General features: G+C 52.2%; 8 protein-coding genes. 2 read left to right on the forward strand and 6 right to left on the reverse strand.

The genetic code is table 11. The annotated features are described in order from the left end of the window. The first annotated feature begins 102 nt into the window (after positions 1 to 102). Complete coding sequence (locus tag HNQ38_RS11745) at positions 103 to 2,547, forward strand: heavy metal translocating P-type ATPase (RefSeq protein WP_183721124.1); 2,445 nt, start codon at positions 103 to 105, stop codon at positions 2,545 to 2,547. A 790-nt stretch (positions 2,548 to 3,337) separates the two neighbouring features. Continuing rightward, a complete protein-coding gene (locus HNQ38_RS11750) occupies positions 3,338 to 5,767 on the forward strand; it encodes a CehA/McbA family metallohydrolase (protein WP_183721127.1) in 2,430 nt (809 codons plus the stop codon). Between the two features lie 296 nt (positions 5,768 to 6,063). Here HNQ38_RS11750 and HNQ38_RS11755 read toward each other — a convergent pair whose 3' ends face one another. From HNQ38_RS11755 to HNQ38_RS11780, 6 genes are all read right to left on the reverse strand, one after another. After that, positions 6,064 to 7,332 (reverse strand): sensor domain-containing diguanylate cyclase, encoded by a 1,269-nt coding sequence (locus tag HNQ38_RS11755; protein ID WP_183721130.1) that lies wholly within the window; start codon positions 7,330 to 7,332, stop codon positions 6,064 to 6,066. A 614-nt stretch (positions 7,333 to 7,946) separates the two neighbouring features. Then, a complete protein-coding gene (locus HNQ38_RS11760) occupies positions 7,947 to 9,209 on the reverse strand; it encodes a sensor domain-containing diguanylate cyclase (protein WP_183721133.1) in 1,263 nt (420 codons plus the stop codon). Positions 9,210 to 9,676: 467 nt separating this feature from the next. Beyond that, positions 9,677 to 10,000: a hypothetical protein gene (locus tag HNQ38_RS11765; protein ID WP_183721137.1), complete on the reverse strand. Its 324-nt coding sequence runs from the start codon at positions 9,998 to 10,000 to the stop codon at positions 9,677 to 9,679. Between the two features lie 17 nt (positions 10,001 to 10,017). After that, positions 10,018 to 10,623, reverse strand: a complete 606-nt coding sequence (locus HNQ38_RS11770) for a DUF8043 domain-containing protein (protein WP_183721140.1) — start codon at positions 10,621 to 10,623, stop codon at positions 10,018 to 10,020. An 82-nt stretch (positions 10,624 to 10,705) separates the two neighbouring features. After that, positions 10,706 to 12,532, reverse strand: coding sequence for a glycosyltransferase family 9 protein (locus HNQ38_RS11775; protein ID WP_183721143.1), 1,827 nt, complete (start codon positions 12,530 to 12,532; stop codon positions 10,706 to 10,708). 17 nt (positions 12,533 to 12,549) lie between these two features. After that, the gene (locus tag HNQ38_RS11780; protein WP_183721146.1) at positions 12,550 to 13,725 is read right to left on the reverse strand and encodes a VgrG-related protein; all 1,176 of its coding nucleotides are present in this window, start codon (positions 13,723 to 13,725) and stop codon (positions 12,550 to 12,552) included. Between the last annotated feature and the right edge of the window lie 386 nt (positions 13,726 to 14,111).

The raw sequence follows: 14,111 nt of genomic DNA on the forward strand, positions 1-14,111 counted from the left end.
ATAAACAATTAAGCAATCATTTACTTGTTTGTCAAGATTGTATACGGTCGGGGCAGTACAGCTTATTCCATTTCCTTCAGGAGAAGCAGGATGCTCAAAAACATGTCAGAAATCAAACCGGCCACGGCGCGCTCCGATCAGCCCCAGAGCTGCGCTACTGCCCCAACTGCTTGCGGTTGCTGCTCATGCGGAACCACCACACAGCCTTCCACACTGGCTCCTGTGTCTGGACAGTCCTTACACCGGGCAACATATACAATTGAGAATATGGATTGTCCTACCGAGGAAGCCCTGATCAGAAAAAAACTTGAGGGCATGCCAGGCGTTGACAGGCTTGAGTTCAACCTGATGCAGCGAATGCTTACCGTGCACCACTCGCTGGACTCGCTGGGCGAAGTTGAAAAGGCCCTCACGTCCATTGGCATGCAGGCCGAACCTGTGTTTGACGGCAGGGGCATCCCCTCACTTTTTTCCGTTACCGGAATGTGCTGCCCCACAGAAGTCGGGATGATACGTGCCAAGCTGACGCCTATCGACGGCATCATCGGCCTTGATTTTAATCTGATCCAGCGCACGCTCAAAATTGTGCACGAGCCTGAGGCCCTTTCTGCAATCACTGCCGCGCTTGAATCTCTGGATATGGGGGCAAGCCTGCTGGACACGGAATCTTCAGCTCCCGCCTCCACATCAGCACCAGTCAACTGGCGCAGGCTGGGCATTGCCGGTGCTGCCGCAGTGGCCTCCGAAGTAGTGGAACTCGCTTCCGGCAACACCACGATAGTTCTTGCTCTGGCTCTGGCTGCCATTCTGATTGGCGGGCTTTCCACCTACAAAAAGGGCTGGATCGCCCTGAAAAATCTTAACCTGAATATGAACGCGCTGATGTCGTTCGCAGTCACGGGCGCGCTGCTGATTGGGCAATGGCCTGAGGCCGCTATGGTTATGGTGCTGTTCACGCTGGCAGAGGTTATTGAAGCGCGCTCACTGGACCGTGCCAGAAACGCCATCCGTGGCCTCATGGAACTTGCGCCTGACAAAGCCACCGTGCAGCAGCCGGACAACACCTGGGCCGATGTGGATGCCAAACAGGTTGCCATCGGGAGCCGGGTACGCGTCAAACCCGGCGAACGCATCGCTCTTGACGGAGAGATCGAGGAAGGCCACTCCGCTATCAATCAGGCCCCCATTACAGGCGAAAGCCTGCCTGTGGAAAAGGCGGCAGGCGACACCGTCTTCGCGGGAACCATCAACGAATCAGGTTCCTTCATATACCGGGTTATGGCTGGAGCCGACGATTCCACCCTGGCCCGGATCATTCATGCGGTTGAAGAAGCTCAAGGGAGCCGCGCCCCGACGCAGCGTTTTGTAGACCAGTTTGCCCGCTACTATACTCCAGCGGTCTTTATTCTGGCCCTGGCCGTTGCTCTTGTGCCGCCGCTGGCGTACGGAGCGCCCTGGATGGACTGGATATACAGGGCGCTGGTGCTTCTGGTCATTGCTTGCCCCTGCGCTCTGGTTATTTCAACACCCGTAAGTATCGTCAGCGGTCTTGCGGCAGCCGCCAGAAAAGGCATCCTCATCAAGGGTGGCGTGTACCTGGAAGATGGCCGCAAACTGCGCTGGCTGGCGCTGGACAAAACAGGCACCTTGACTCACGGCAAGCCTGTTCAGACAGATTTCGTTCCCTGGGGCGAGGCTGATCCGGCCAGTGCCCAGTCTCTTGCGGCAAGCCTGGCCGCCCGTTCCGACCATCCCGTGTCAAAAGCGCTGTCGATGGCCGCAATCCACGATAATGTCGTTGTTCAGGAAGTGGAAAACTTCGCGGCCTTGCCCGGAAGAGGGGTTCAAGGGAGTGTCGGTTCGGAGGTTTACTACCTCGTCAACCACAGGATGATTGATGAGCTCGGCCTCTGTTCGCCAGAATTGGAGGCACATCTTTCCGGTCTGGAAAAGCAGGGAAAAAGCGTGGTGTTGCTTGCCAACGCCAAGCTGGTGCTGGCTGTTTTTGCGGTGGCTGATACAGTGAAGGAAACCAGCCAGCAGGCGGTTTCAGAACTTCATGCCCTTGGCGTGCAAACAGTAATGCTCACGGGTGACAACTCCCACACCGCCGAAGCAATTGCCGCCCAAGTGGGAACAAGCCGCGCCCACGGTGGCTTGCTGCCTGAAGACAAACTGCAAAAAATTGAGGAACTGGTTTCCACTGGAACCAAAGTCGGCATGGTTGGCGACGGTATTAACGATGCCCCCGCCCTTGCCAGAGCCGACATAGGTTTTGCAATGGGAGCCGCAGGGGCGGATACGGCCATTGAAACCGCCGATGTAGCCCTTATGGACGACGATCTGCGTAAAATTCCTGCCTTTATCCGGCTTTCTCGGGCAACATCCAGCGTGCTCAAGCAGAATATCGGCCTGGCCCTGGGCATCAAGACCATATTTGTGGCGCTGACATTCGCCGGGCAAGCGACCTTATGGATGGCTGTGTTCGCAGATATGGGAACCAGCCTGCTGGTTGTGTTCAACGGTTTGCGGCTCCTGCGAAAATAGTTTTGAAAAGGTGCGGCATCAGAAAAATGCTGCATCTCACCGCCATCTGCCACATAAGAATCCGCGGAGTTCCTGGCTTTAACGCTTGAACTCTGCGGATTCTGTTTGGCAATGGTATATGCCTGATCCTGCCAATTGAACCACCCAGACAAACCATTTTCACTATAAAAAACCTTAAAAGCATTCCTTATGGCTGAAACATTACTGTATACTGGAACCTTTTAAATGCCATGTTAAAATTTTTAATGAATATCACATAATATACACATGCTCTATCAAAAATTATCTAATTGAAAAAGTTTTTATTGAATTTTCTTGCAGATAAACTAGTCTTTAAAAACTTAAAGAACGTCTTTTTGCAGATCAGCAATGAAAAAACTGCTGATATTTGCCTGTTTACAGGAAAAGACGGCCTGTGCGGTCTGCCATTTTTATGAATAGCGCACCCACTGTGAATAATGCTTGCCCGTCCTGCACATTTTGGATTTTGTATCTCTGAAATACCGGCACAGCAGCGAGGGAAAGCAAGTGGGCAGCCAGATACGCTTGGACTCAAGATATTTCACATAACAACTATAGTATTTGATTATTAGAAGTTCTTTAGCAGATACAGAATAACTTAGTTATATTTTCGCTATTTTTTTTGCCTAGGCCGTTTAGTGCATATTATGACGTACAATTTACGCTTGGCTAAATTAAAAATAATTTTTCTGTCACGATGGAGCACATCCGCGCGGCGCATTCTCGGCCCAAGGCATGCCCTGGGCTGCACACTATTGCAGGAGACAAAATGAAGCGTAGAGAATTCCTTATTGCTACAGCAGGGCTGCTTGCCACTACAACACTGCCCGCTGTGTGTTTTGCCGGAACATCCCCTACCCTGCCCCTGGGCGTCATAAAAGGGGCCACTCCCATTGATCAGGGCATGGCGATTCACGAAAAAGATTTCACCATCTACAATGGAAAAATTGCTGTATCTTTTGCTGTTGGTTCCAACAATTACTGGAACATGACCAGCGGCAGCATCCTCGACATTGCAGTCATGAAAGACGGCAAATTCGGAACAGACCTGGTCAACGACATAGAATTTCTTAACGACCTTTGGTCTGCCACCGGATCGTACAACAATGAAGACCTGCTGCATGTTCCTTCACAGGACATCCTTTGCAAGCAGGAAAAAGATAAAATCGTGGTCACGGTAAACAGCCGCTACTGGACCAAGGGGCATACCCTTCCCCTCAGTGTCACCATCCAGTACACGCTTGAAGCGAATAAAAACTACATTGGCCTTAAAACCACAGTCCACAACCCTGCAGGCAATGAGCCCTACGAAAACATGTACAGCGGCTACTCTTTGAGCACCCTTGCCGCCAGCATGTACGGCCCCTTTGGCTACTACCCCGACCTCAAGGCCACGGGCATTGCCGTTGGAGCGGATAAAGACGTGCAGGAACGCTTTGGCGACTTTATCGTCACCTACGGCAAGGACTATGCTGTCGGCGTGCAGGTTGACGGCGCCAACGCCTACAAGGGTTCCAGCGGCTACAAAGACCTGTATGTGCTGCGTACCATCGAGCCTGGAAAAACATACGAATACACAGGCGAAATTATCGTTATTGACAAGGGCGAAACCGCGCCCATACTTGAACGCTATCAGGAAAAAGACCCCGCGCTGCCCTTTGCCCTTGTGCAGGGCCAGGTTAAAGACAGCAGCGGCAAACCGGTTCCCGGCGCTTTTGTCATCATCAGCAAAGAAGGCGCATACAAGGAAACCGTGAAGTCCCACGGCGCTGATGCGGTCAAAAAAGACATCATGCAACCCCTTGTGTGGAAAATGACTGACGAGAAGGGCAATTTCTCAATGAAGCTTCCACAGGGCAACTATAGTACCCACGTCGAAGCCAAGGGCTATACCCCCTCGAACAGCCAGTTGATGGCGCTTGCGGCTGACCAGAAAGTTCAATTCTCGGTGAAGGATGGAGCCAAGGCCATTTTCAAGGTGGTCAACGAAAAAGGCGAGCCCGTTCATGCCAAGATAAAGGTTGGCGGCACAACCTCAACCGTCAAAACCCTTGGCGGAACAGTATTTTTTTCTGATCCCAAGACGCATGAAATCCGTGCGGACATTCCTGCGCCCGAAAACGAACTGACGTTTACCATCACCCACGGCAGCGACTTTGAAAGTCTGCCCGTAGTGGTCAAGCAAACCGTCAAGCCCAAAGAAATACTTAAAAAGACCATCACCATTCCCACTGCCATTCAGACTTCCAGCAGAAAATGGTACAGTGCCGACATCCATCAGCACTCGGACATTGGCGACGGCGCAACTCCCATCAAGGAACTGCACAAGGGTCAGCTGGCTGCCGGCCTGGTCTGTCTTGCCGTGTCTGACCACGACTCTGTGGCCAATAACGCAGAAATGGATAAGCTGGCGCACACGACGGGCAATCCCTTCCTTTCCAGCCTTGAAGTTTCTCCCGGTTGGGGGCACTGGGGCATTCTTGGGGCAGATTACAAGCAAAAGCCCATATCCCCAGACCTTACTCCTGCGGAAATCATCAAGGCCGGGCACGCCATGGGCGCTCTTGTCGTCATGAACCACCCGTACACCGACTACGGCTTCCTGCATAACCGTGACGGCGTAAAGGGCGGCCACGCCCCGGGCAGTGATGACTTTGACCTGCTTGAAATCCAGTCGACCATTGACCTGAAAGATCCCAAGAATATGGACAAGCGCGCTCTTGATGCCGCTATGGCCTACTGGAATAAAGGAAAAAAAATCTATCTCAGCTCTGGCTCTGACCAGCACGACGTGACGTCCATTCTCTATCCCGGCATCATCAGAACGTACGCACACGTTGACGGCAAAGTGACCTCCAAGTCCTACATGGCAGCCCTCAAGGCCGGAAACAGCTACATTACTATGGGGCCCATCATCACTCCCGGCAGCGACAGCATGTTCGGCTCCACCAAAACCGTAACAGCCGGAAAAGCCATCACGCTGAACGCCGAACTGCAAGCCGTTCACGGCCTGAAAAGCATTGAGGTGTACAGCGAGGGCAAACCTGTGGGCAAAAAAGAATTCAATGACACCAAAGACGCCGTGGCCTACAGCTTTGAGGCTACCCCTGAAAAGGACACCTGGTACAACTTTGTTGTAATGGATGGCAAAGGCCGCTACGCCGTCACCAACCCCATCTGGGTTGAAGTGAAGAAATAGATAGCGGCGGGCTGGAGCATTTTAACTTTGAAAAAATTTAAATGCTCTAACGCTGCACAAGGATGCAGCGCGCCGCAACGCGGCGTGGATTCTGCCGAGAATCGCATTTTGGCAAAATGACAGCCTTGAAATCCAATACATTTCAAAGTTAATCTGCTCTATTGATACAAAATGCCCACGCAGTAGTTTTTACTGCGTGGGCATTGCTATTATATCGGCTGAGCCGCCAAGGCTCACAGCCTCTTCGCCCAGCGAAGCGTCGATGAGGTTGGGGACAAAAAATTATGGCAGTTTTTCTACAGAGGCCCCTGCTCATAGGCGCATATCTGACTAGAAGATGCTATGGCATTACGCCCGTTGGCTTTAGCTCTGTACAGGGCTTCATCCGCAGCTTTGACAATCTCCTCATTGGTGCTCATTTCGCAGTAGGCGCACACGGCTTCAATGGCCCTCACCCCGATACTGATGGTCACCCGGCCCCACGGGCTTTCAGAATGCGGAATATTGAGATCATAGACAGCCTTGCGAAGCCGCTCCGCTATGACCATTGCGCCCGCATCGTCCGTGCCGGGCATGACCACAACAAATTCCTCGCCTCCATAGCGAAACAGGCAATCAGTGGAGCGCAACAGGCTCCCTGTCATGGCCTTGACGATACTGGCCAGACAGTGGTCCCCTGCAAGATGTCCATATACGTCATTGAAAAGTTTAAAAAAATCCACATCAATGAATGCCACGCCAAGACAGCCGCCAGTACGCCCCAGACTCAATACCTCACGGGTGAGAAATTCATCAAAGTATCTGCGGTTATATGCCCCAGTGAGGTAATCCCTGGCATTCATTTCCTCAAGGCGCTGGTTGGCCACAGCCACCTGAAGTTCCAAGCGCTTTCGTATGGTAATATCCAAATGAATAACGCAAATAGCTATAATTTTTCCAGATTCTTTGGCTATTGGTGTAACAGAAACGAGGTAATCTCTATCCACGATAACAACTTCATGATCGGGAACATGCCCACCCGCATCAAGCAGCTTGAAATCCTGAATAATTTTTTGCCCGCTTTCAGGGTGCAGATCCCCGACCTTGACGCCAATCAAAGACATCAGTGATCGGCCCGATAAAGCCGCATGCATGGCATTTACAGCCAGCAGCAGCCCATCGCGCCCAACGGCGCAGATTGCAATTGGGGCCATGCCAAATATCTGTTCCAGTTGCGGGAGATCTATTCCGGCAATATTGGTTGGTATTGCGGCAATATCACGGTCCTCGCCCTCGAATCCAACAAAAATACCGCCCGCATCAAACACGGGAGCACCGCTGATCTCCAGAACAAGCAAAAATCCGTCTGGGGAAAGATAGCGCACGACCACACGGGAAAAAGAACGAGGTTCCCCGCCGGAGCCGTAAAAAAATTGGCGTGTCCTGCTGGCCTCTTCGGGCTCCATAAAATCCAGAAAGGATTTTCCAATCAGTCCACCTTCCGGCAGACCCAGCATTTTTTCTTTATCTGAACAAACCCGAAGATATTTCAACTCAGGACAGATCTTCCACGCCTTGCTTTCCATAACTGAACCTCATCATAGAAAAACAATCTCTGTGGCCCCATTGGAATAGCCATAACCGAACGTAGCGCTCGCTATGCATACGGTGAAAACCGAAATTACGCATGGATATTCTGTTAAAATATGCGCCCGCGATGAAATAGTAAATATAATGCATAGCCCTGGCGTGATGCATGTATTCTTGCTCATACATGGCAGCGGCATTTTATTTTGGCTTTACTGATAGATGATGAAGAATAAAAAAATATACATCCTCTTCATTGAAAAGAATGTATATTCCATATTTACAGCAGAAACAAAGATTCTTACTTCACCTTACATAAAATATTTAGAAAATTGTTTTCGTCAAAGCATGTTATACATTTTAGGAATCACACCTGCTTATCATAAACGTAATACTATCTGTCATTTAATATTACTACTCGCTAATAAAATATCTTAAAGCCCAAAATCTAAAAAATTGCTGCCCCAAAAATAGTTATTGCACCCAGCGATTATGCATTTACCCGCCCGATGAACCTATTGCCATATTTGATCGGCAACTTGTGAAGACTCTTGCACTAAAAAAATCGGCCCGCGAGCTGTGCTGCTACTCTTTATGACAAATCAGCAGCAGGCTAATTTCCCCCTGGCGTGCATATCTGACTGGAGGATGCTATGGAATTTCTTCCGCTTGCCTTGGCCCTGTAAAGGGCTTCATCCGCGGCCTTGATTATCTCGTCGCTGGTATTCATGTTACAGTAGGCGCAGGCTGCTTCAATGGTTCGCAAGCCAATACTGACAGTAACCCGCCCCCACGAATTTTCTGAATGCGGAATATTTAGATCGTAGACAGACTCTCGAAGACGTTCCCCAATGGCGAGTGCGCCAGCCTCGTCCGTGCCAGGCATGACAACAACAAATTCCTCGCCCCCATAACGAAACAGGCAGTCAGTGGCGCGCAACAGAGCTTCCGTCATGGCCTTGACCACACTGATAAGGCAATGATCACCTGCAAGGTGCCCATACACATCATTGTAGCGTTTGAAAAAATCCACATCAATGAATGCCACGCTAAGGCAACCGCCAGTACGCCCCAGGCTCAGCAATTCACGGGTCAGGAACTCATCGAAATATCTTCGGTTATATGCCCCTGTGAGGTAATCTCTGGTGTTCATTTCAGCAAGTCGCTGGTTGGCCACAGCCACCACACGCTCAAGACGTTTTCTCTCTGTAATGTCCAGAAGAACAACGCAGATAGCCACCACCGAACTGGTTGCGCTGGAAATCGGGGTAACAGAGACAAGATAGTCTCTGTTATTGATGCTCACTTCATGGTCAGGAACGGATACACCAGCATCAAGATGCTTGAAATCCTGAACAATTTTCTCACCCCTTTCCTCATCTATATCTGCAACCTTGATGCCCATCAGCGACATCAAAGAGCTGCCAAACAAATCTGCATATTTGGCATTTACGGCCAGCAGCCGGCCATCCCGGCCAACTGCGCAAATGGCAATGGGGGCCAGCCCAAATATCAATTCAAGTTGCGGAGCATCTTTTTCATCAGTTTGAATCGGAATGGCCGCCAGATCTTTTTCCGTGCCCTGAAACCCCAGAAACACGTTGTTTTCATCAAATATGGGAACGCCGCTTATTTCTATAACCAGTAAAAAACCGCGCATGGAGACATAGCGCACGACCACATGCGAGAAGGAAAGGGGCTTTTTTTCTTTGCTGTAAAACACGTCACGAATTTTGTCGGCATCATCGGGATTCATAAAGTCCAAAAAGGACCTTCCAACCAGATCACCTTCTGAAAGACCCAGTATTTTTTCTTTCATCGAGTAGACTTGCAGGTATTTCAAGTCTGGGTCGAGCTTCCAGTACTGGCTTTCCATCGCTAAACTCCTCAGTAAAAGAAAACGATTCTGTGAAGCCACTTGAGCAGTCTCCATTGAAAATGGGCACATCTCTAAAGCATGAAATCACAGGCAAGCTATATAAAAAATTATGTCAACCTAAGCGTAATGAAGGCAATAGTAAACATAGAGCGCCCGGCCAATATGACTTTGCCAGTAAAATCATATATCTGATCGGCTTGCAAAAAACAAAATCTGCCAACTAGTATACTTTTTTGTCATTGAACCGCTGAAAACTCAAACAAAAAATGGGCCGCTCCTTGAGCTGCCCTTACAGTGACCATTTTGCCAGCCAACAAGCAAGCGGCCTTTTTCATGCCGGCTGTGCGTTCTTACGCGCTCGACCGGCATGAAAAAGGCCGCTTGTTGATAAAATATAGCCGTAAAAAAGGGCATACGCCGTTTTACAGCGCAAGCCCTCAATTACACAAACATACTCATTCGTTCTACTGCAGGGCTTGACCAATGGCCTGATGGTAGCCGCTCATACGCTGACGCTCACGACGGGAACGTTGCAGATCCTGGCGCAAGGAATCGCGAGCCTGAGTAGCAAGGCTGGTCAGATGTTCCTGCACGCGGTTGAGTTCAACAAGGTGCCCCCGGTATTCTTCGACACTGCCGCTTTCAAGCATATGCCAAGCCATACTGGTGACTTCGTTGCGTTTTTCAGCCAGTTCCACGGCCTTCTCATACGCACCGTCCTCAAGTGCAGCCATCTCCTGCATGGCCAGGTCAAGTGCCTGGTCCAGCAAGCAAATTCCATGAGCCATAAATGCTCCTTGCCGCCCTATTGGGCAACGCGCTTGATGATCTTTTCGCGCAGACGCTCGCTAACCTGCCCCCAATCGGTGCAGATGGGCAAAAATTCATACTCCAGCAAGTCAGCCAGCAAAATCCAGTCTTCATTTTCCAGAGCATCGCTCATTTCAGAAAGCAGGTTGGAAAGCTTATCCGTTTTTTCAGAGAATTCCGGGGCTTCCTCATCGGCGTACCGCTGGCGCAGGTCGCCAAGCATATTCATGAAATCGCGTGTGACATCCAGCAGATCCTGAAAAAGTTCAAGCGCGTCGGTGTCCGACGACTCACGGAACAGGCGCGAAACTTCGCGCGCCCCGTGCCCCATCATCCGGGCAACCTTGTCCATTTCGCCAGCGATATCCACGGCCAGTTCGCTACTGGGCACAGAGCGGATCTCCAAGCTCGAAATGGAATCGCAGGCGATATCTTCTGCCTGATGGGGATAGATTTCAGAAAAAGCTTCGTTGTTTACCAGAACATCCGTGATAACACGGCCTTCCAGACTTTCTTCCTGCATCAAGGTGGTCAGCGCCTGTTCCAGGTTGTCAAAAGTAGCTATGGTCTTGGAACTTTTATTTCCATCAACAATAATCATGGTTGTCCCTCCTACTCCCCATAGGGAATAAATTGCCGTCAATCTGCGACACAAATTAAAAGCAAACTACATGCCATTTTATTTATAGTGTTTGTTTCAAGAGTGTTAGACTACCTTTCAACTGGCGGATCAAATCCATAAGCTCGTCCATATGCCCGCCGCGCTGCTGACGCAGTTCGCGCCAGAAACCACCCAGAGCAGTGAACGCCAAGTTCGCGTCCAGCAGATTTTGCAGCCGTTCACAATTCCGCAAAAACAACTGGCCTGCCGTGACGCTTCTACCCACAAGACCGCCCTGTTCTTCCAACAAGTTCAGTAAATTCAGCGATTGCGTCAGGCAGTCTCTTACGCTCTCGGCAAAGGCCAGGCTGAACGCCGGGGCTTCTTCAGCCTCTCTTGCGGGGCACAGATGCGCTGCCGATCCGGCATCCGCCAAGGCGCGGGCACTGTCATCGACGGCGTCTGTGTATGCATGCGAAGCAGGCCGCTCACCTTCCAGGGAGTCAAGGATCTGACGCCAAAAAATGCGTTGCTTGTACAGCCACAGGCTGCGGTCTTCGCCTTCATGCCCGGAAAGGCAACGCAGGTCGGCAAAGCCATACTTGTCCTTTGTCGTCAGCCATACACGCGCCTCACTGCCTATTTGGCTGTTCTTTTTGAGCGCTGCATCCCAGCTTCCCGTAACAAGCCACCCAAGAACAAGATCCCCCGCACTTTGACCGCTAATGGCTTCGCGGCAAGCATGTTCATACGGGCAGGCACGCCCATAGGCGCAGGGGTGGCAGGTCATGGCTGGTTCGAGGCAGCAGCAACCTGACAGGTAGGGGCCAGTATCCCAGGGTTGGGCCGTGGCCAGAAAAATCGCCAGACAAGGAATTTTCAGTCCGGCAGCAAGATGCATCGTGCCCGTATCGTTGGTGACCAACAGACGGCATTGGGTGAGCAAAGCCGCCAGCTGTGATATGCTGGTCTGCCCCACGGCGTTTATGTACGGGCATCCGGCGGCCTGCATGTATTCGGCAGCAAGAGATGTTTCCGCCGGGCTACCCAGCAAAACAGGACAAAGCCCGACCTCGCGCCACAGCCTGTCGCCCAATGCGGCGAATGAAGCCACGGGCCATTGCCGTCGGGCCTCGCTGGCGCCAAGCTGCATGGCCACATACCCCTTGTGGCTGGCCGCACCAGACGCGGCAGCGCCCTCTTCCAGCAGAGCGCGGGCAAAGTCCATATCGCTGACTGGCGGCGTTTGCAGCCCGAAATTTTGTAGCGAATTTGGCAACGAATTGGGTAACGGATTTGGCGACGTATTTTGCGTCTGCCCAGAAAATGCCCGCGCCCTTTCCGACACAGACAAAGCGTGCGCGCCCACCATGCGAAAGGTGTCCACCAGATTGAAGGGCGTATTAAGCCGGCGCAGCACAGTCCCGGCCAGAAACGAGGTCCAGATGCCCCCGCTGAAGCCAAACCCCTCTTCGTCCATGCTGAAACCCGAAATACTTTCTGGCGTTACGGCCAACATACGCGCCAGCAAACGGGCAGGTAGCGTTGCCGTAAGATTGATTACGCGTGCGCCGGGCATCTCCTGACGGATACGGTGAACAAATCCCAGCAAACTCAAGGCTGCCTGCCGCCAGTTGCCGTTCACATCTGCCATAAGACGTGCGCCTTGCAGGGGCCAGGCTTTTTCAACATGGCACAAAAGCGGAAGCGCGGAAGCGAAGTTTTCAAGACAAACCAGCCCCACGCGCAAGCCAGCCCTGTGCAGATCGTGCACAAGAGGCTGGCTTTGCAGCAAATCGCCGAACCGGGTCAGGTTGATGACAATGACGCCATCGCCCTCTCCCTTGCCACAAACGGGCAAAGCAGAGTCACACGGCGTACTGGGAGAAATAGGCGCGGCAGTATTCATGCATTATAGGCCATACATCAGGCCAGATTGGATTTGTGGCCGTCATCAAGCAGATTGAGCGCCAAAGTTCGTTCCTGGCGAAAACGGTTCTGCACAGCAGCCTGCACTTCGCTGGTTGACGAGCCGAACTGGCCGGAGCGCACCTTGTACACATTGGTGATAAGCTTACGTTCATAGCCGGGATCATTGGGGCTGCCGCTCATGCCATCTGCACGGGCGAAAATGCGCGCCGCTCCAGTGGGCCCGTGCTGCACCGCCGTGCTCCAGATAACTTCGCGCACAGCGGTGGAGAGTTTGTCCGCGTCAAGGGAGGTGCGCTGCGCTATGGCCTCCACAGCGGGTTTATAATGGCTTTCACGCACATAGGCTTCCTGCAGGTCTTCAAAGCGCTCGGGCTGCTCACTGGCAATGGCCCGCCACGTATCGGGCATGGCGCCCTTGCGGCTGCCCGTGTTCCCCGGCCCGGACGCACGCAGCCGTTTGGAAATATCCGGGGCTTCGTTGTCCAGAAAATCGAGAAAATCCCCAAGGCTGCCCGCGCGCGACGAAACCTGATATTTGCCATAGGAAGTGCCGCCGTTGCGGTCATACCCCACAGCGGCAACGCCGTCCCGGCCAGATTCAAACTGGGCTGAAAGCTTGCCCATTTCCATTTCTTCTGCGCTGGCTTTGCTGCGAGCCTGACGCGGCTTGCTTTGCCCCTGCGTGCGGGAATGGATAAAATCAGAAACACTGAGGCCGCCCATTTTATCGCCAATGGCGCTTGTCATTGAACGCAGCTGCCGGGCCGTGCCCATGCTGCGGGCCAAGTCCAAGGTGGAGCCGCCGCCGCTCACGCTTTGCATCAGCCCTTCGATAGCCTGCGTTTGGCGCAGGTCAGTCTGGGCCTTGTTGAAAACCTGAGTTCGCATAAGGTCGCTGGGGCTGCGCCCGGCCAGCACCATATTGCGCGCTGGCATCTGCCCACTGGTAAAGTTGACGGGCATGCCTGCCGCAGCGGGCGCTTGTGCCCCCTGATTTTGCGCAACCTGCTGCGGCTGCGCGGCATCTTCTGCCTGACGTGCCTGACCCTGCATTACCGCAGCAAAGCTGGATCCGCCCGGTGCAGTCGCGGACGCAGCGCGGCGCTGGCCTACAGATTGATTCTGCTGGGCTTCAGTGGGTGGACGGATAAGAAAATTTGAAAGCGCCATGTATTCCTCCTGGAGCATTTAGCTTTGAAAACATGCATTTTCAAAGCTTCAAAACTCTCACGCTGCCGCTACCAGCACATAGAGTGCCACTCTCGGCTTTGTGTGGGCGTCTTTGTATTCAGCTGCCAAAGGATTTCAAACAGAAACCGCTTCAACCAGCCGAGCTGTCGCCGCGCAAGAAGAAAAGCAAGTACGGTGCCAAGCCTTCAAAGACATGACATTGCAAAGAGTTGTGCCCACACACATGGCAAGTCCGGCTGAAGAATGGCGGCTTAATGAGAATTTGCGCCAGAATACCGACGCATGCAGAGGGACGGCTACTCCCCTATCAAAACGGCTTGTCCCGACAGCCAGCAAGCCTTTTCTATGGTCATTTTTGATTGATA

The organism is Desulfovibrio intestinalis (genome assembly GCF_014202345.1).
Classification (GTDB): Bacteria; Desulfobacterota; Desulfovibrionia; order Desulfovibrionales; family Desulfovibrionaceae; genus Desulfovibrio; species Desulfovibrio intestinalis.